An 18,702-nucleotide genomic window follows, 5' to 3' on the forward strand; every position below is an offset into this window, starting at 1 on the left:
ACGGGATAAACACAATGCACAAAATTTGAAACCAGCTAAAAACACCGGACCCAACCACGGGGTGGCAGGCCCGGCACAATCAACCAATTCAATACAAAATTGGTATCAACAAACTTGGCACACTATTGAGTTCTCAAACAACAGACACATTCGAATACTTCTCGAAACAATTCACTCAGTGAATTTCTTTTTGTTCCGCATTTCTTCGCTGCGATGTATTTAGCTTATTTCATTCATTTCCACTTTGCAAACCCGGAAGTTCTTCCGAAATTCACTCCGAAGAAGCGAATCCGCCCAGCAAAATTCGAAGCAATTTCGCTTTCCCACATCTTGCGCAGGAAGAATTGCTTCTTTTTTGTTGGGGGTTGGTCACCGCTCAACGGCGGCGACTCAGAAAACAATACACGCTCCCCTGCGGCCGTGCAAATCGGCCGGAGGGGAGCGTGCATGAGGCTGAACCGCTGCTTAGCCGTGCAGTGCCGGCTAGGCTCCCGAAACCTCCACGGTTGCCAGGTTCTTCTTGCCGCGGCGCAGCAACAGGTAGCGCCCGTGCAGCAGTTCGTCGGCCGTGATGACGGCGTCGGGGTCGGAGATCTTGGTGTTATTCACGTAAGCCCCGCCCTCCCCCACGGTACGCCGGGCCGCGGACTTGCTTTCGGAGAGCCCGGTAGCCACCAGCAGGTCAATGATGCCGAGCCCGGAGCCGTCCACGGTGGCGGAGGGCAGTTCCGCCGTCGCGGCCTTGAGGCTCTCTGCGTCCAGTGCGGTCAGGTCCCCGCCGCCGAACACGGCTGCCGAGGCGGCAATGACCTTTTCGGTGGCCTCGACGCCGTGCACCAGCGAGGTCACCTCGTAGGCAAGCTTCCGCTGGCCAACACGTGCGAACGGGCGCTCGGCAACCGAGGTTTCGAGGGCTTCGATTTCGGCGCGGCTGAGGAAGGTGAAGACCTTGAGGCGGGCCGCGACGTCGGCGTCGGCGGTGTTGAGCCAGAACTGGTAGAAGGCGTACGGGCTGCACATCTCCGCGTCCAGCCAGATCGCGTTGCCCTCGCTCTTGCCGAACTTGGTGCCGTCCGAGTTGGTGATCAGCGGCGTGCCCAGCGCGTGGACGTGCTTGCCCTCCACCTTGCGGATCAGGTCCGTGCCGCTGGTGAGGTTGCCCCACTGGTCCGAGCCGCCGGTCTGCAGCACGCAACCGTAGTCGCGGAACAGCTGCAGGTAGTCCATGCCCTGCAGGATCTGGTAGCTGAACTCGGTGTAGCTGATCCCCTCATCCGAGTTCAGGCGGGTGGCAACGATGTCCTTCTTGATCATCGTGCCGACGCGGAAGTGCTTCCCGATGCCGCGCAGGAAATCAATGGCACTCAGCGGGGCGGTCCAGTCGAGATTGTTGACCATCCGGGCCGCGTTATCGCCCTCGAAGCTGAGGAAGCGCTGGACCTGGCCCTGCAGCCGGCCGACCCATTCCGCCACGGTCTCCGGAGTGTTGAGCACCCGCTCGGCGGTCTGCCGGGGGTCACCGATCAGTCCGGTGGAACCTCCCACCAACCCGAGGGGCTTGTGCCCGGCCAGCTGGAGCCGGCGCATCAGCAGCAGTTGCACGAGGTTGCCCAGGTGCAGGCTTGGCGCGGTGGGGTCGAAGCCGCAGTAGTACGTTGCGGGGGCGCCGGCGAGCAGTTTCTCCAGCTCCGCCTCGTCCGTCGAAACGTGCACAAGGCCGCGCCATTTCAGCTCCTGCCAGATGTTGGCGAAGCCGGGGTCGTTCTGCTGGGACTGAAGATCATTTAGCTGGGACACGGAATCTAAGTTAGCAGGATCGACAGGGCCGGACGGCCCCGCTCCAGCTCGTGACGGCGCCGGGCGCGACGGCGCCGTCGTGACGGGCCCGGCACAGCCGCAGCGTCCGGGGCGGCAACCCAGGCCGCCGCCACCGGGGAGGGGAGCCTCAGTCTTCGATGCCTGCCGGTACGGGAGCAGCCGCGATGAGCCGTAAGCGCTGGGTGGGGCGGGTCATCGCGACGTACAGATCGCCTACCCGGCCGTGCTCGTGGTTGAGCATGGCAGACGGTTCCAGCACCACGACGCCGTCGAACTCCAGGCCCTTGGCCTCGCGGGGGCTGATCACCACGATGTCCTGCTCGTAGCTGCCGGCGCCCGTGCCGACGCGGCGGCCGTACGCTGCGCGCAACGCGGCGGTGGCCTCCGGCAAGAGCCCGCCGTCGGCGATCACGGCCAGCAGGCCGCCGTCGAGCGCATCCAGTTCCTCGGGGAGCACCTCAAGGAGCCGGTCCACGATCGCCCCGGGCTCGACGCGATCAATCACCGGCGACCAGCGTCCCTCGCGGACTGCCTTTGGCGCGGAGACGACGAGTCCGGCGGCATTGGCCATCCGGGCCGCCGCCTCGGCAATCTGCGACGGGGTGCGGTAGTTGACGGTGAGTTCCTCAAGCTGCCAGCGGTCCCCGAACATCGGGGCCAGCGCGCTCTGCCAGGACTTCGCCCCGGCCACCGAACTCGTCTGGGCGATGTCGCCGACAATCGTGAAGGACTTCAGCGGGCAGCGGCGGACCAGCAGCCGCCACTGCATGGGCGAGAGCTCCTGCGCCTCGTCCACCACAATGTGCCCGAACGCCCAGCTGCGGTCGCTCGTGGCCCGCTCCGCCGCGGTCAGCCGCGCCTCGCGTTCCTGGTTCTGGTCCACAAGTTCTTCGGCTGAGATGAGGACATCCACCCCGGCCGTTTCCATGTTGACCAGGGTCTGCTTGGCGTTGGCGAGATCGCGGGCCCGGTCGTGCTCCTGCTGGGCCAGGCCACGGCCAGCAGCCGGATCCAGTTCGCCGAGCAGTTCGGCGGCCTCGTCCAGCAGCGGCACGTCGGCCTCGGTCCACGGCGAACCGGCCGGCCGGAGCAGTCGGGCGCGTTCGGCCGCGCTGAGGTTCGGGGTGCAGGCCTCGAGGATGGCGGGCTTGCTCAGCAACTCGCCCACCAGCTTCTCCGGGGTCATCGGCATCCAGCACAGGTTCAGGGCCACACGCACGTCACGCGCCGAACGGACGTCCTCCGCGAGGTAGGAACGGTCGGCGTTGTTGCCGATGCTGCTGGCCTCGACCAGTTCGGTCATCTGCTCGGTCAGTTCGCGCAGCAGGATCTTGACGAAGGAGACCCTGGCCTCATTGTGCGGCTTCCCGGTGGCGCGCGCCTTTTCGCGGGCACGGCGGACCTGCCTCGGCGTCAGCACCAGCTTGCGGCCGTCCACTTCGAGGACACGGTTTTCGGCCGGGATCCGCTGCCGGTTGGCGACCGCGTTGGCGACGACCTCGGCCATGTCGAGCCGGCCCTTGATCGCCGCGACGTCTGAATCGTCTTCGGCAACGGCGTGGATGCCGGGCATCAGCCGGCCCAGGCTGGCCATCACGACGCCGGTCTCGCCCAGGGACGGCAGCACCCGTTCGATGTAGTTCATGAACGACGACGACGGGCCCACCAGCAGCACGCCGGCGGTCTTGAGCCGGTCCCGGTGGGTGTAGAGCAGGTAGGCGGCGCGGTGCAGGGCGACGGCGGTCTTGCCGGTACCCGGTCCGCCCTGGACCACGAGGGCACCGGAGATGGACGAACGGATGATCCGGTCCTGCTCGGACTGGATGGTGCCCACGATGTCCGACATCCGGCCCGTGCGCTTGGAGTTCAGGGCCGCGAGCAGCGCGCCTTCGCCCTGCAGGGAGGCGTTGTCGGCCAGCATGTCGGCGTCGAGCACGTCATCCTCGATGGCCTTGACTTCGCGGCCCTGCAGGATCAGGTGCCGGCGTCGGCGTACACCTTGACGGTCGAAGGCGGTGGCCTGGTAGAAGTGGCCGGCTTCGGGCGCCCGCCAGTCCACCATCAGCCGCTGCAGGTCCTCGGTGGTCAGGCCGATGCGGCCGATGTACTGGGCTTCCCCGGAGTCGAGGTCGAGGCGGCCGAACACGAGGCGGTCGTCGACGGCGTCGAGCTGTGCGAGGCGGTCCTCGTAGAGTGCGGCGAACGCATCCCGCTCGGAGACGTTCTGCATGGTGCCCACGGCACCGGCGCGGCGAACCTGGGCGAGCTGGGCGCGCTTCTCCGCCCGCAGCTCATCCAGCCGGGCATACAGTCCGGCTACATAGTCGCGTTCATGGGCCAAATCAGCGTCGTGCATCGAACGTTCCCCTATCGAAAAAGACAGACCAACCATTCTACAACCATTTCGGTGTTCGCTCCCGAAATATGTCAGTTTTCATCAGACTGGACTTTTTGCAGGCATTCTACCGAGGCGTTTGCTGGCCGCTAGAGGTTCAGCAGGGAGTGGATGCGGTGGCCGGCCAGGGCCGCGCGGCCGTTCAAGTCGCCGAGCTCCATCACGACGCCGACGCCAGCCACCTCGACGCCGCAGCGTTCGAACAGCCGGGAGGCTGCGCCCAAAGTGCCGCCGGTGGCGAGGACGTCATCGAGGATGAGCACCCGGGTACCCGGCGCCAGGTCCGAGCTGTGCAGTTCCAGGGTGGCGGTGCCGTATTCCAGCGAGTAGTCCTCGGAGACCACTTCGCGCGGCAGCTTGCCGGCCTTGCGGACGGTGACGACGCCGGTGTCCGTGGCGTAGGCGGCGGCCGCAGCCAACAGGAAGCCCCGGGCTTCCACCCCGGCGACGGCGTCGAACTGGCCGTGGAAGGGCGCCACCAGCGCATCGACCACAGCTTTGAGGGCGGCCCCGTCGGCGAAGACCGGGGTCAGATCCCTGAAGATGATTCCCGGCTTGGGGTAGTCAGGGACGGTGGCGCACAGGCTGGCGATCAGCTCGTCCACCGGGATTGCGTTGCTGGTCTGGGGCTGGGCCTGCTCGCTTTGTTTCACCCATCAATCTTACTGGCTGGTAGCAAACGGCCGTTCCGGCCGCGGGCTACCGGCCTACCCTCCGGCCGTCGGGGGCCCGGCCGCGTCACCCGCTGCTTCCGGGGACCGCAAGAGGTCATGGGCAAATCCGTACCTGACGAGTTCCAGCGCCTTGGCGAGCGCGTGCTCCGCGTCGAACCGGCTGTCCGCTGCGGCGCTGAGGCGGGCGTAGTCGTTTGCCCAACCGGACCGGCGGAAGCGGTCGGCGTCGCCGTGCAAAAGCCGTCCATAGAGAACGTCTTCGAAGCGGTCCGGCCCTTCATCCGGGGCCGGCACTTCGTCATGGCCGGGCCCTGGCAGCACACGTTGACGTCCCTGGACCATCTCCGCGGTGAACAGCTCAACCACGTGTTCCGTGCCTTCCGTCAGGTGTCGGTCCGCCGAGTAGTTGCAGAGGCGGAGTGCCCTCACCACCAGCTTGAGTGAAACGTGTTCATCGCGCACGATGAATTTGCGCAGCAGTGCGGCCCGAAAAAGCTCGATCCAATGCCGGCGCTCCCCCTCTGTCCCACCCGCGCTGGAGGGCACCGCCGGCGGCTCCGCGTCGGCTTGGAACAGCGCCACCATCCGGAAGTACTCGGCGGCGAGCTGCTCGAAGATCACCAGCCGTTCGAGCTCGCTGCCTGGCTTCCCGCGCTTGCCTTCGCCCATGATTGCCGGCTAAGCCGTTCGGACCTTCGCGGCCTTGTAACGGGATACAGTCGGGTCGCCGCTGAGCCAGAAGCGCCACGGGTAGTCGTCGGTGCCGCCGGCGCCGGAGACGCCCACCCGCGGCCCGGAACTGATCGCGGCCGCCGGCACGGCCGGGAGCTCGAGCCGGAACGGTGCACTGAGCGCGTCGCGGCCGCTGTCCGCCGTCGTCAGTCCCAGGGCGGTGGCGAAGCGGGCCGGACCGCTGGCGAGGTCCTTCGGGGCTTTCGACGTCGGCCGCCGCGCCTGGGCCAGTTCCTCCCCGACCACGACTTCACCGGCGCGCAGGAGCAGGGCGGAGGCCACTCCCTCGGGGCCGCAGACGATGTTGGCGCAATGGTGCATCCCGTAGGTGAAGTAGACGTAGAGGTGCCCCGCCGGGCCGAACATCGGGGCGTTCCGCCGGGTCTGGCCGCGGAAAGTGTGCGAGCCGGGATCAGGGTGCAGCGAGTCCTCCGGCCCCAGATAGGCCTCGACCTCGGTGATCCGCACCGCTACCGGCCCACCATGGCTGCTGTGCGTCAGCACTGCGCCGAGCAGCAGCGGGGCCACGGTTCGGGCGTCGGCGGACAGCAGCCCGCGCAGGGCGTCTGGCGTCAGGCTGGAATCCATCCTCCGACTTTAACAAACCCCTGAATCGCGGCATAGCGGCCCCTCACGGCCGTGTCCGATTTCCGCTAGCAGAGGTCCGCCGGAAGCTGGCAGGATGGAGCCATGGACTTTTGGCAGCGCTACCGGGCAATCGATGCCCGGGACCCCCGTTTCGACGGGCAGTTCTATACCGCTGTCCGCACCACCGGCATCTACTGCCGGCCCTCCTGCCCGGCGCGGACCCCGAAGGCCGGCAATGTCACCTTTTACGAGACGTCCGCCGCCGCGCATGACGCAGGCTACCGGGCATGCAAACGCTGCCTCCCCGAAGCCGTGCCGGGCACCCCGGCGTGGAATGTCCGCTCGGACATCGCCGGCCGGGCCATGCGCCTGATCAACGACGGCGTGATCAACCGCGACGGCGTGGAAGGGCTCGCCTCGCGGCTCGGCTACTCCTCGCGCCAGCTCAACCGCATCCTCAGCCACGAACTCGGTGCCGGCCCGCTCTCGCTGGCGAGGGCCAGCCGTGCGCAGACCGCCCGGACCCTGCTGGTCTCCACCTCAATGAAGGCCGCCGACATCGCATTCGCCTCGGGCTTCAGCAGCGTCCGGCAGTTCAACGAGACCATCACCGAGGTCTTTGCCATGACCCCCTCGGCGCTGCGGGCCACGGCGCGGCACCAGCAGGCGACGGCCCGGACGGCGGTGGCCTCCACGGCGCTTACGTTGAACCTGCCGTACCGGGAGCCGTTCGATCCTGGGGTGTTCGCATTCCTGGCCGTCCGAGCCATTCCGGGCATCGAGGAAGGAAGCTCCACCTCCTACGCCCGCACCCTGCGGTTGGCGCACGGGGATGCCCGCTTCCGGGTGGACTACGACGCCGGCTCCCCGGGCCGGCCCCTGAGGCTGACGATTGGGGCCGTGGACCTGCGGGACCTGGCCTCGCTGCTCAGCCGGGTGCGGCGCCTGCTGGATCTCGACGCCGACCCGGTCGCGATCGATACCTCCCTCGCCGCCGATCCGCGGCTGGCGGCCAGCGTTGCCGCCGCCCCCGGCATGCGGATGCCCGGGGCCGTGGATCCGCAGGAGCTGCTGATTCGCGCCATGATCGGCCAACAGATCACCGTGGCGGCTGCGAGGACGGCCCTGGTCCAGCTTTCCGCGTGCGGCAGCGAGAGCCTGGTTCCGGCGGACGGCCTGCACCGGCTCTTCCCGACGGCGGCGGACATCGCGGACACCGGGTTCCAGTTGCTGCGCGGACCTCAGCGCCGCATCGACTCGGTCCGTGCCGCCGCCGCGGCAATGGCCGCCGGTGACCTGGATTTTGGCTACGGCGACGACCTCGCCGGCCTGCAGGCCAAGCTCTTGCCGCTGGCCGGCGTCGGGCCCTGGACTGTGGGCTATGTCGCAATGCGCGTGATCGGCGCCCCGGACGTTTTCCTGGCCAACGACGCCGCGGTCCGCAATGGTATCCGCTCGCTGGCGCAGGCGTCAGACGATAACGCCGGTGGCGCCGCCGCGGCTGCGGATGGCCTGCCCGCCGACCCGATCGCCCCCGATTCGCTCTCTCCCGATTTTCGGGAGGTCAGTCCCTGGCGCTCCTACGCCACCATGCACCTCTGGCGTGCGGCCGCAGCGGCCCAGTCCGCAGCGCGGACCATGGCAGCCCGGCCCAAGACAGCAGCTTCGAAGAAAGTGACGACATGAAAGCCCAGCTTTTGACCATCTCCACCCCGGACGGTCCGTTCACCATCATTGCCCGGGACGGCGCGGTGCTGGCCTCGGGCTGGACCGCGGTGCCCGGCGAACTCACGGGCCAGATCCACCCGGACCTGCTGCCCGGCGGCTACGAACCGGTGTCGGAACTGCGCGGCATCTCGGCCGCCGTCGAGGAGTTCTACGCCGGCAACCCGCGAGCCGCGATGGAAGTCCCGGTGCTGCAGAAATCGGGCCCCTTCCGCAGCCATGCCTGGGACATGCTGCGGACCGTGGCGCCGGGGCATCCGGTGACGTACACCGAGTACGCGGAACTGTCCGGCAACGCGAAGGCCGTCCGGGCGGCGGCCAGCGCCTGCGCCTTCAACGCGGCCGCTCTGTTCGTGCCATGCCACCGGGTGATCCGCACCGACGGGAGCCTGGGCGGGTTCCGCTGGGGACTCGCCATCAAAAAGAGCCTGCTGGACCGCGAACGGCAGCTGGCCCTGGCCGTGCGGGCCTAGTTCGTCACTGGAACGCCCGCGGGCCACGGCAACAGCGCGGGCAGCTCGACGCCGTCGGCCGCTGCCGTGGCGCGCAGGCTCCCCAGGGTGGAGGTGCGGCCGGCCAGCCACGCCGCGATGTCGGTGAGCATGCCGTTGATCGCGGTGGAGCGTCCGCCGGCGGCGCCGATCGCGACGGAGGGCAGGCCGAGCGGCTGGAGCACAAAACGCTCGCCCTCAGGCACCCGGGCGGCCAGGAACTCGAAGAGATGCTCGCAGAACGGCTTGCTCCACGTTTCGGGGCCGCGGCCGGTGCCCAGGTCCGTGGCGTGGATGGTGAGTTCGCGCCAGAGCGCCAGGCCGCCGTCGAACACAACGCCGCCGCGGTAACTGATCGGCTCCCGCCAGCCCGCCGCCTCCAGCGCACCGAAGGCGCCCAGGGCACGCTCGAAGGCCGCGGCCAGCGCGGCCCGGTGCTGCTCAGCGCTGTGGCCGGCCGCCAGTTCGATGGCGCGGGTGCGTCCCTCGAAGCCGCCGTCGTAGAGTTCGATGCTTTCGCCGCGGCCGGCGTACTCAACCTGGCGGGCCATCGCGTTGGCGATTCCGGCCAGGTGGGCCAGCACGTGCCCGCGGGTCCAGCCAGGGAGTTCGGACGCGGCCAGGACGTCCTGGTCGTTGAGTTTGGCGGCGATTCCGGTCACGACGTCCGCGGCGCGGCGGAGTTCCTCCAGCAGGTTTTCAGGGGTGATTGAGGTCATGGCGCCCATCCTAACGGAGCCTCCGGATTAACGGTGATTAACTGGGCTGAGCCGTCTCAGCGCGCCCCGTAGCGGTGCCGGATGTGCCGCCGGTCATGCCGGGCCTGCCAGAATTCGAGTTCGCGGGGCCGGAGCGCGTAGAGCTGCCAGCTGGGGTTCTCGCTGCCGTCGGCGCCGGGCCGATCGTGCCAGTCGGCGGCGGAGGCTTCCGCGGAGAGCGCCACAACCTGGCCGGCCACACGGACCTGGCGGCCCTGCTGCTGCCAGAAAAAGTTCAGCGCAGCGCTCGGGTTCTCTGCCAGTTCCCGGCCCTTGCGCGACTGGCGGGACGTCGCGAAGTGCCAGCCGTCGTCGTCGATGTCCTTGAGGATCAGCATCCGCGAGGACGGACGTCCGAGTGCGTCGGCGGTGGCCAGGCTGCAGGCGTTGGGCTGCGGAACTCCGGCCGCCAGGGCTTCGGCGAGCCACTGCCGGAACAGTTCCCCCGGGTCCTCGGGTGCCGTCGCCGGGTCGAAGTCCGGGAGCACGTCCGGGAAGTCGGGCAGGGCACGCAGGAACTGGCGGAACGATTCGCTCATGCACCCACCTTAAGCGCCACGAGATGACACTTCGCGGCAGTGTTTACGAAAAACATTGCCGCGAAGTGTCCCCACCCGCCCCCTAACCTCGCAAGCTCGGTCAGGGGACCCTGCGGGTGTGGGCCCCCATCTCGCGGGTGTCGAAGTGCTACCCCGCGTACGCGCGCACGCCGTCGAGCTCCGCCTCGAGCGCCAGCAGCTGGCGTTCGACGGCGGCCGGCGCGGTGCCGCCCTGCGAGTTGCGGCTGTTGAGCGAGCCCTCGGTTGACAGCACCGTGCGGACCTCCGGGGTCAAATGCTCCGAGATGGCGGCGTATTCCTCGTCCGTCAGGTCCCAGAGTTCCACGTCGCGGCTTTCGGCCTGCTTCACGGCGGCGCCGGAGAGCTCGTGCGCCTCGCGGAACGGAACTCCCTGCCGGACCAGCCATTCGGCAATGTCCGTGGCCAGTGCGAAGCCTTGGGGTGCCAGCGCTTCCATCCGTTCGGTGTTGAACTTCAGGGTCGCGATCATGCCGGACACGGCCGGGAGCAGCAGCTCCAGGGTGTCGGCGGCGTCGAAGACCGGTTCCTTGTCCTCCTGCAGGTCGCGGTTGTACGCGAGCGGCAGGCCCTTGAGCGTGGCGAGCAGCCCGGTCAGGTCGCCGATCAGCCGGCCGGCCTTGCCGCGGGCCAGTTCGGCCACGTCAGGGTTCTTCTTCTGCGGCATGATCGAGGAGCCGGTGGAGTAGGAGTCGTGCAGGGTCACGAAGGAGAACTCCTTGGTGGCCCACAGGATCACTTCCTCCGAGACCCGGGACAGGTCCACGCCGATCATCGCCGACACCCACGCGAACTCGGCAAAGACGTCGCGGGAGGCGGTGCCGTCGATCGAGTTGTGCGTGGCCGAGTTGAAGCCAAGGTCCGCCGCGACGGCCTCCGGGTCCAGGCCCAGCGAGGAACCGGCGAGGGCGCCGGAGCCGTAGGGCGAGACCCCAGCGCGCTTGTCCCAGTCGGCCAGCCGCTGCACATCGCGCAGCAGCGCCCAGGCGTGGGCCAACAGGTGGTGGCTGAGCAGGACCGGCTGGGCGTGCTGGAGGTGGGTGCGGCCGGGCATGGCCACCCCGCGGTGTTCCTTGGCCTGGCCGATCAGCGCGTCGATGGTGGCGAGGACGCCGCGGGCGATGATCCGGGCGTGGTCGCGCAGGAACATCCGGCCCAGCGTGGCCACCTGATCGTTGCGGGACCGGCCGGCGCGGAGCTTGCCGCCCAGCTGGCTGCCGGCACGCTCGATCAGGCCGCGTTCCAGCGAACCGTGCACATCCTCGTCGGACTCGGCCGGGGTGTAGGCGCCGGAGGCGACGTCCGCATCCAGCCGGCCCAGGGCGTCCAGCATGCCTTCAAGCTCGGCGTCGTCCAGCAGCCCGGCCTTGTGCAGCACGCGGGCGTGCGCCTGCGACCCGGCAATGTCGTAGCGGGCCAGCCGCCAGTCAAAGTGTGTGGACTTGCTCAACGCCGCGAGGGCGTCGGCGGGGCCGCCGGCGAACCGGCCGCCCCACAACGCACCCGTGTTCGTAGCCTCGGACTTGGTGGATTCCGACTCAGCCACAGGGGCTACTTTCCTGCGACGCGGATGTCGCGGCCGGAGGCAACCTTGGCGGACATGCCCCACAGCTCGATGAAGCCGCGGGCCATCGACTGGTCGAAGGTGTCGCCGGTGTCGTAGGTGGCGAGGTCGAAGTCGTAGAGCGAGGTCTCGGAGCGGCGTCCGTTGACGATCGCCTGGCCGCCGTGCAGCACCATGCGGATGTCGCCGGAGACGTAGCGCTGGGTGTCTTCGATGAAGGCGTCCAAGGAGCGCTTGAGCGGGGAGAACCACTGGCCGTCGTAGACCAGCTCGGACCAGCGCTGGCCGACCGTGGCCTTGAAGCGGGCCTGCTCGCGTTCGATCGTGATGTCCTCGAGGTGCTTGTGCGCGGTGATCAGCGCCATCGCGCCGGGGGCCTCGTAGATTTCGCGGGACTTGATGCCGACCAGGCGGTCCTCGACGACGTCGATCCGGCCGACGCCCTGGGCGCCGGCGCGACGGTTCAGTTCCTTGATGGCCTGCAGCGGGGTGACCTTGACGCCGTCGATTGCGACCGGCACGCCGGCTTCGAAGGAGATGGTGACTTCATCCGGGGCCGGCGGGAACTCCGGGGTGGCGGTGTAGTCGTAGATGTCCTTGGTGGGGGCGTTCCAGATGTCCTCAAGGTAGCCGGTCTCGACGGCGCGGCCCCAGACGTTCTGGTCGATCGAGTACGGGTTCTTCTTGGTGGTCTCGATCGGCAGTCCCTTCTCCTCGGCGAAGGCGATGGCCTTGTCGCGGGTCAGGGCGAGGTCGCGGACCGGGGCGATGCACTTCAGGTCCGGGCCGAGGGTCTGGATGCCGACCTCGAAACGAACCTGGTCGTTGCCCTTGCCGGTGCAGCCGTGGGCCACAGTGGTGGCGCCGAATTCGCGGGCGGCCTTGACCAGGTGCTTGACGATCACCGGGCGGGAGATTGCGGAGACCAGCGGGTAGTGGCCCTGGTAGAGGGCGTTCGCCTTCAGGGTGGGCATGCAGTACTCGTTCGCGAACTCGTCGGACGCGTCGGCCACGTAGGCTTCGACGGCGCCGCAGCCGAGGGCACGCTGGCGGATGGTCTCCAGCGACTCGCCGCCCTGTCCGACGTCGACCGCCACGGCAATGACCTCGGCGCCGGTCGCTTCTCCGATCCAGCCGATGGCTACGGAAGTATCCAGGCCACCGGAGTAGGCCAGCACAATACGCTCAGTCACTTCAAATGCTCCTTAGTTGTTGGGTTCTTGGGGTCTCTGGTGAAAGTTCACGGGTGGGGGTCATTGGCCGGCCTCTTCGGCCAGTGACAGGAAACGGGCGGCGACCGCGGCGCCGCCGGCCGGGTCGCGGGTGACCAGCAGCACGGTGTCGTCCCCGGCGATGGTGCCGAGGATCGAGGGCATCACCGAGTGGTCGATCGCGAGGGCCAGGAAGTTCGCGGCGCCCGGCGGGGTGCGAAGCACCACAAGGTTCGCGGAGGCCTCGGCCGTGACGAGCAGTTCCCCGCAGAGCCGCGCCAGCCGGGCGTCGAGGATCTCCTGCGTCACGCCGCTTTTGGCCGCGCGTTCCCCGCCCTCCCCCGGCACGGCGTACACGAGCACGCCTTCCTTGCCGCGGACCCGGACGGCGCCGAGCTCCACGAGGTCGCGGGACAGCGTGGCCTGGGTGACCTGGACGCCGTCGTCCGCGAGCAGGGCCGCCAGCTCGGCCTGCGAGCGGACGGATTCGCCGGTCAGGATGGCGGTGATCCGCGCCTGCCGGGCCGTCTTGGTGGCCGGGCTGGCTCCCTGGGCGGCGGGCTGGACGGACATCAGCCCAGCCCGTCAACCGGCGCGAGCCCGTCAACAACTGCCAGGCCGGAGCGGTGCATGAGCCAGGCCATCAGGGCTTTCTGCGCGTGCAACCGGTTCTCGGCCTCATCCCAGACCACGGACTGCGGGCCGTCGATCACGCCGGCGGAGATTTCGTAGCCGCGGTAGGCCGGGAGGCAGTGCAGCACGACGGCGTCCGGCGCGGCAAGCGTCATCGCGTCCTCGTCCACGGAGTAGTCGCGGAACAGCTGCAGCCGGGCCTCCTTCTCGTCCTCCTGGCCCATCGACACCCAGGTGTCGGTGGCGACGACGTCGGCTCCGCGGAGCGCCTCGGCGGCGTCCACGGTGACCAGCACCGAGCCGCCGGTCTCCGCGGCGCGCTCCTCCGCGGCGGCGACGATCTCCGCTGCGGGCAGGTAGCCCTCCGGGCCGGAGATGCGCACGTGCATGCCAGCGGTGACGCCGGCCAGCAGGTAGGAGTTGGCCATGTTGTTGGCCGAGTCGCCGAGGTAGCTCATGGTGAGGCCGGCCAGCGTGCCCTTGTGCTCCTTGACGGTCAGCAGGTCGGCCAGGAGCTGGCAGGGGTGGTAGTCGTCGCACAGGGCGTTGATCACCGGGACGCGCGAGTGTTCGGCCATCGCGACGAGGCCGGCGTGCGCCCCGGTCCGCCACACGACGGTGGAAACCATGCGTTCGAGGACCCTGGCGGTGTCCTCAACCGACTCCTTGTGGCCGATCTGGGCTTCGCCCGGGTTGATGATGAGGGCGTTGCCGCCCATGTCCGCGATGCCGGTGGCGAAGGAGACACGGGTCCGGGTGGAGGTCTTGTCGAAGATCACGGCCACGGTCTTGCGGCCGCTGCCTTCCGCGGCGAAGGGCTGGACACTGTACGGGGCCGCCTTCATCCGGAGGGCGAGGTCCAGGACCTCGGCCTGCTCGGCCGGGGTGAGGTCCGTGTCCTTGAGGAAGTGGCGGGTCGGCACGGATGCGGTCATGGAGGCGGTCACTGGGCGTCCTTTGCGGTCTGGAGGAGGGCCGGCAGGGCGGCGAGGAAGCGGTCGGCCTGGGCCTCGGTGAGGATCAGCGGCGGCGCGAGCCGGATGGTGTGCGGGCCGGGGCTGTTGACGATGAATCCGGCGTCGAGTCCGGCGGTGACGACGGCGGGGGCGACGTCGGCGTCGAGGTCGAAGCCGATCAGCAGGCCTTCGCCGCGGACTTCGGTGACGCCGGCGATTCCGGCGAGCCCGGTGCGCAGGTGCTCCCCCACCTCCCGGACGTGGGCGAGCACCTGCTGGTTCTCCAGCACGTGCAGGGTGGCCAGGGCGGCCGCGGTGGCGACCGGGTTGCCGCCAAATGTCGTCCCGTGCTGGCCGGCGGACAGCAGTGCGGACACCTCGGGGCCGAAGGTGAGCAGGGCGCCGATCGGGAACCCGCCGCCCAGGCCCTTGGCGAGGGTCACGGCGTCGGGAACGATTCCGGCGTCTTCGCTGGCCAGCCACTTGCCGGTGCGGCCGATGCCGGTCTGGACCTCGTCCAGGATCAGCAGGGCGCCGGCGGCGCTGGTGGCTTCGCGGGCGGCCCGGAGGTAGCCGGCGGGCAGCGGGCGGACGCCCGCCTCGCCCTGGATGGGTTCGAGGAAGACCGCGGCGGTGGAGTCGTCGATCTCGGCGCGGAGGGCGTCGATGTCACCGAAGGGGACGTGGACGACGCCGCCGGGCAGCGGCGCGAACGGCGCCCGGTAGGCTTCCTTCGAGGTGAGGGCCAGGGCGCCCATGGTGCGGCCGTGGAAGGCGCCTTCGAGGGCGATGATCTTGGTCCGCGGCTGCGCGTCCGTGTCTGTCTGGCTGACGCCAGCATTGCGCCTGGCCAGCTTGAACGCCGCTTCGACGGCCTCGGTGCCGGAATTGGCGAAGAACACCTTGGACCCGGCCGGTGCCTTGGAAATTTCCAGCAGCTTCTCCGCCAAGGCAATCTGGGTGGGGCTGGTGAAGAAATTGGAGACGTGGCCCAGGGTGGCCAACTGGCTGGAGATCACCGAGGTGACGAAGGGGTGGGCGTGGCCCAGCGCGTTGACCGCGATGCCGCCAAGCAGGTCCAGGTATTCCTTGCCGTCCGCGTCCCAGACGAGGCAGCCGGCGCCGCGGACCAGTACGCGCTGCGGGGTGCCGAAGACGCCAAGCAGCGAGGACGAGTAGCGGGACAGCCACTGCGCGCCGCTACTTTCGCCAGTCATAACGGAAGCTGTCGGAGCCCGGCCGGCGATGGGGGCCCGGGTGTGGTCGGGCACCGCGAAGCGGGCGGGGGCCCCATCGCCGGTCGGGCTCGCGCCTACAGTTTCGTTCATGCGTTCACTTCCTCGTCCGGGACGACCTGGGTGCCGATGCCGGCGGTCGTGAAGGTTTCCAGCAGCATCGAGTGCGGCAGCCGGCCGTCCACGATGTGCGCGCGCTCGACGCCGTCGTCAATCGCTTTCAGGCAGGCCGCCATCTTCGGGATCATGCCGGATTCAAGACGCGGGAGCATCTCGCGCAGCTCCGACGCCGTCAGCGACGAGATGAGCGATGACCTGTCCGGCCAGTTGGCGTAGAGGCCCTCGACATCGGTCAGGATGACCAGCTTGGAGGCACCCAGGGCCGACGCGACCGCCGCCGCAGCCGTGTCCGCGTTGACGTTGAGTACCTGCCCGGTGGTGGACCCGTCCGGGGAGATCTCCGGCGCGACGGTCGAGATCACCGGGATCCGGCCGGCCGCCACGATGTCCAGGATGCCTTCCGGGTTCACCCCGACGACTTCGCCGACGAGGCCCAGGTCCACCTCTTCGCCGTCCACCACGGTGCCGGTGCGGACGGCGCGCAGCAGTCCGCCGTCTTCGCCGGACATCCCGACGGCGTAGGGCCCGTGCGAGTTGATTAGGCCCACGAGCTCGCGGCCCACCTGGCCGGTAAGGACCATCCGGACCACGTCCATGGCCTCGGGGGTGGTGACGCGCAGGCCGCCCTTGAACTCGGATTCGATGCCGAGCCGGCTGAGCATGGCGTTGATCTGCGGGCCGCCGCCGTGCACCACGACGGGGTGGATGCCGACGTGGTGCAGGAAGACGACGTCCTCGGCGAAGGCGCGGCGGAGTTCGTCGTTGACCATGGCGTTGCCGCCGTACTTGATCACCATGGTGGTTCCGGCGAAGCGCTGGATCCAGGGCAGCGCCTCGATCAGGGTGCCGGCCTTGCCCTGCGCGTCGGCCATGGAAGTGGTCTCGCGGGTCTGGGTGCTCATGTCGTTCGTCATTCCCTTAGCTGGAGTAGGCGCTGTTTTCGTGGACGTACTCGTGCGTCAGGTCGTTGGTCCAGATCGTGGCCTCGGCGGCGCCAGCCTGCAGGTCGATCTCGACCAGGACTTCGCGCGGCTCCAGGTCCACCAGGCCGCGGTCCTCGCCGATGCTGCCGTTGCGGCAGATCTGCACACCGTTCATCGAGACATTCAGCTGGTCCGGTTCGAAGGCCGCGTCCGTGGTGCCCACGGCGGACAGCACGCGGCCCCAGTTCGGGTCCTTGCCGAAGATCGCCGTCTTGAAGAGGTTGGAGCGGGCCACGGCCCGGCTGACCACTTCGGCGTCCTTCTCGCTCGCGGCGTTGAAGGTACGGATGGCGATGTCGTGGCTGGCACCCTCGGCGTCGCCGATCAGTTTGCGGGCCAGTTCCGCGCACACCTGGGTGAGCCCCTTGCCGAAGTCGACGGCGGAGGGCACGGCGCCCGTGGCGCCGGAGGCGAGCAGCACCACGGTGTCATTGGTGGACATGCAGCCGTCCGAATCGGCCCGGTCGAAGGTGACGCGGGTGGCGTCGCGGAGCACGACGTCGAGCAGTTCGGGCTGGACCTCCGCGTCCGTGGTGAGGACCACGAGCATCGTGGCCAGGCCCGGGGCAAGCATGCCGGCTCCCTTGGCCATGCCGCCGATGGTGAATTCCCGGCCCTCGGCGTCGGCGCCGGTGAAGACCGCCTGCTTGGACACCGAGTCGGTGGTCATGATTGCGGCAGCCGCTGCCGGGCCGCCGTCGGCGTTCAATTCCGCGGCTGCGACGCCGATCGCGGGGACGAGCTTGTCCATCGGAAGCTGTTCGCCGATCAGGCCGGTGGAACAGACGAAGATGTCCGTCGCTGAGGCCCCGAGTGCCTCGGCGGTCTTTTCGGCGGTGGTGTGGGTGTTCTGGAAGCCTTGCGGGCCGGTGCAGGCGTTGGCGCCGCCGGAGTTGAGGATCACGGCGTCCACCCGGCCGTCCTTGATGACTTCGCGGGACCAGTGCACGGGCGCGGCGGCCACCCGGTTCGAGGTGAAGACGGCGGCGGCGGCTTTGTTGGGGCCGTCGTTGACCACGAGGGCCAGGTCCGGGTTTCCGGAGGCCTTGAGGCCGGCCTTGACCCCGGCAGCGCGGAATCCCTTGGGGGCGGTGATGCTCACGGTGCGACTCCCTGGAGGTCGAGGCCGGCGGTTTCCGCCAGGCCGAGGGCAATGTTCATGGACTGCACGGCGCCGCCGGCGGTCCCCTTGGTGAGGTTGTCGATGGCGCAGGTGACGATCACGCGGCCGGTGTGTCCGTCGAGGGCCAGCTGCATCACGGCGTGGTTGGAGCCCTGCACGGACTTGGTGGAGGGCCACTGGCCTTCCGGCAGCAGGTGCACGAACGGCTCCTCGTCGTACGCCTCGGCCCAGGCGCGGCGCAGTTCCTCAGCAGTCACGCCCGGCCGGACTTTCGCGGTGGCCGTGGTGAGGATGCCGCGGCTCATCGGGGCCAGCGTGGGGGTAAAGGACACCGTCACCGGCGCGTTCAGCGCCTTGGACAGCCCCTGCTCGATCTCCGGGGTGTGCCGGTGCCCGCCGCCGACGCCGTAGGGACTCATCGAACCCATCACCTCGGCGCCGATCAGGTTCACCTTCGCGGCCTTGCCGGCCCCGGACGTACCGGAAGCGGAAACGATCACGACGTCGTCGGCCTGTAGCAGGTGGTTGCTGAAGCCCGGGGTGAGGGCCAGCAGGGCCGACGTCGGGTAGCAGCCGGGCACGGCGATTCGGGTGGCGCCGCGCAGTGCCTCGCGCTGGCCCGGCAGCTCGGGCAGCCCGTAGGGCCAGGTGCCGGCGTGCGGCGATCCGTAGAACTTCTCCCACGCCGCCGGATCCTCCAGCCGGTGGTCCGCGCCGGCGTCGATCACGACCGTGCCGGCGGGCAGTTGCGCCGCGATCTCGGCGGACGCCCCGTGCGGGAGGGCAAGGAACACGACGTCATGTCCGGCCAGGTTTTCCACGGTGGTGTCTTCGAGGATGCGGTCCGCCAGGCCATGGAGATGCGGCTGCAATTCCCCTAGTCTGGAACCGGCGTTGCTGTGCGCGGTAATGGCCCCGATGGTGACGTCGGGATGACCGGCCAGGAGCCTCAATACCTCGCCGCCGGCGTAGCCGCTTGCGCCGGAGACGGCAACAGAAATAGTCATAGCACCGAGTGTACAGCAAGACTATGCATAGAGCCCGATATTTATGCATGCGCGCGGCCATGCCCAAGGCCGTGTCCGGACGCGGACGAAACCGTCAGCGTATGCTGGGTA

General features: G+C 68.9%; 17 protein-coding genes. 2 read left to right on the plus strand and 15 right to left on the minus strand.

The window, feature by feature from the left end:
- Positions 1 to 483: 483 nt before the first annotated feature.
- The 5 genes from tyrS to AC1DGE_RS13965 form a co-directional block, all read right to left on the minus strand.
- Complete coding sequence (gene tyrS, locus AC1DGE_RS13945; RefSeq protein ID WP_441419446.1) at positions 484 to 1,797, minus strand: tyrosine--tRNA ligase; 1,314 nt, start codon at positions 1,795 to 1,797, stop codon at positions 484 to 486.
- 148 nt (positions 1,798 to 1,945) lie between these two features.
- A complete protein-coding gene (locus AC1DGE_RS13950; protein WP_441419445.1) occupies positions 1,946 to 4,174 on the minus strand; it encodes a HelD family protein in 2,229 nt (742 codons plus the stop codon).
- Between the two features lie 128 nt (positions 4,175 to 4,302).
- Positions 4,303 to 4,866: an adenine phosphoribosyltransferase gene (locus AC1DGE_RS13955; RefSeq protein WP_441419444.1), complete on the minus strand. Its 564-nt coding sequence runs from the start codon at positions 4,864 to 4,866 to the stop codon at positions 4,303 to 4,305.
- Between the two features lie 54 nt (positions 4,867 to 4,920).
- Positions 4,921 to 5,556, minus strand: a complete 636-nt coding sequence (locus AC1DGE_RS13960) for a hypothetical protein (RefSeq protein WP_441419443.1) — start codon at positions 5,554 to 5,556, stop codon at positions 4,921 to 4,923.
- A gap of 9 nt (positions 5,557 to 5,565) precedes the next feature.
- Entirely contained in the window at positions 5,566 to 6,207 is a 642-nt protein-coding gene (locus AC1DGE_RS13965) for a DNA-3-methyladenine glycosylase (protein ID WP_441419442.1), read from the minus strand.
- Between the two features lie 102 nt (positions 6,208 to 6,309).
- Between AC1DGE_RS13965 and AC1DGE_RS13970 the strand changes: the two genes are divergently transcribed.
- Together AC1DGE_RS13970 and AC1DGE_RS13975 are read left to right on the plus strand one after the other, a co-directional pair.
- On the plus strand, positions 6,310 to 7,893 hold the full coding sequence (locus tag AC1DGE_RS13970) for a DNA-3-methyladenine glycosylase 2 family protein (protein WP_441419441.1): 1,584 nt from the start codon (positions 6,310 to 6,312) through the stop codon (positions 7,891 to 7,893).
- On the plus strand, positions 7,890 to 8,405 hold the full coding sequence (locus AC1DGE_RS13975) for a methylated-DNA--[protein]-cysteine S-methyltransferase (RefSeq protein WP_441419440.1): 516 nt from the start codon (positions 7,890 to 7,892) through the stop codon (positions 8,403 to 8,405). Before AC1DGE_RS13970 ends, AC1DGE_RS13975 begins: the two co-directional genes overlap by 4 nt.
- Here the strand turns inward: AC1DGE_RS13975 and AC1DGE_RS13980 are convergent.
- From AC1DGE_RS13980 to argC, 10 genes are all read right to left on the minus strand, one after another.
- Positions 8,402 to 9,142 carry a maleylpyruvate isomerase family mycothiol-dependent enzyme gene (locus tag AC1DGE_RS13980; protein ID WP_476917647.1) on the minus strand — a complete coding sequence of 247 codons (741 nt, stop codon included), beginning with the start codon at positions 9,140 to 9,142 and terminating at the stop codon, positions 8,402 to 8,404. The genes AC1DGE_RS13975 and AC1DGE_RS13980 overlap by 4 nt on opposite strands.
- Positions 9,143 to 9,198: 56 nt before the next feature.
- On the minus strand, positions 9,199 to 9,720 hold the full coding sequence (locus AC1DGE_RS13985) for a pyridoxine/pyridoxamine 5'-phosphate oxidase (RefSeq protein WP_441419438.1): 522 nt from the start codon (positions 9,718 to 9,720) through the stop codon (positions 9,199 to 9,201).
- 148 nt (positions 9,721 to 9,868) lie between these two features.
- On the minus strand, positions 9,869 to 11,305 hold the full coding sequence (gene argH, locus AC1DGE_RS13990; protein ID WP_441419437.1) for an argininosuccinate lyase: 1,437 nt from the start codon (positions 11,303 to 11,305) through the stop codon (positions 9,869 to 9,871).
- Positions 11,306 to 11,310: 5 nt separating this feature from the next.
- Positions 11,311 to 12,516, minus strand: a complete 1,206-nt coding sequence (locus AC1DGE_RS13995) for an argininosuccinate synthase (protein ID WP_175323273.1) — start codon at positions 12,514 to 12,516, stop codon at positions 11,311 to 11,313.
- A gap of 60 nt (positions 12,517 to 12,576) precedes the next feature.
- Positions 12,577 to 13,107: an arginine repressor gene (locus AC1DGE_RS14000; protein ID WP_441419436.1), complete on the minus strand. Its 531-nt coding sequence runs from the start codon at positions 13,105 to 13,107 to the stop codon at positions 12,577 to 12,579.
- The gene (gene argF / locus AC1DGE_RS14005; protein ID WP_441419456.1) at positions 13,107 to 14,102 is read right to left on the minus strand and encodes an ornithine carbamoyltransferase; all 996 of its coding nucleotides are present in this window, start codon (positions 14,100 to 14,102) and stop codon (positions 13,107 to 13,109) included. Before argF ends, AC1DGE_RS14000 begins: the two co-directional genes overlap by 1 nt.
- Before the next feature lie 8 nt (positions 14,103 to 14,110).
- Positions 14,111 to 15,340: an acetylornithine transaminase gene (locus tag AC1DGE_RS14010; protein ID WP_441419435.1), complete on the minus strand. Its 1,230-nt coding sequence runs from the start codon at positions 15,338 to 15,340 to the stop codon at positions 14,111 to 14,113.
- A 107-nt stretch (positions 15,341 to 15,447) separates the two neighbouring features.
- Positions 15,448 to 16,380, minus strand: a complete 933-nt coding sequence (gene argB, locus AC1DGE_RS14015; RefSeq protein ID WP_441419434.1) for an acetylglutamate kinase — start codon at positions 16,378 to 16,380, stop codon at positions 15,448 to 15,450.
- Positions 16,381 to 16,396: 16 nt separating this feature from the next.
- Positions 16,397 to 17,563: a bifunctional glutamate N-acetyltransferase/amino-acid acetyltransferase ArgJ gene (gene argJ, locus AC1DGE_RS14020; protein WP_441419433.1), complete on the minus strand. Its 1,167-nt coding sequence runs from the start codon at positions 17,561 to 17,563 to the stop codon at positions 16,397 to 16,399.
- Positions 17,560 to 18,591 (minus strand): N-acetyl-gamma-glutamyl-phosphate reductase, encoded by a 1,032-nt coding sequence (gene argC / locus AC1DGE_RS14025; protein ID WP_476917648.1) that lies wholly within the window; start codon positions 18,589 to 18,591, stop codon positions 17,560 to 17,562. The genes argJ and argC overlap by 4 nt, the downstream gene beginning before the upstream one ends.
- Positions 18,592 to 18,702 lie beyond the last annotated feature (111 nt).

The sequence above is a fragment of the Arthrobacter sp. 05N425 genome, assembly GCF_056397125.1.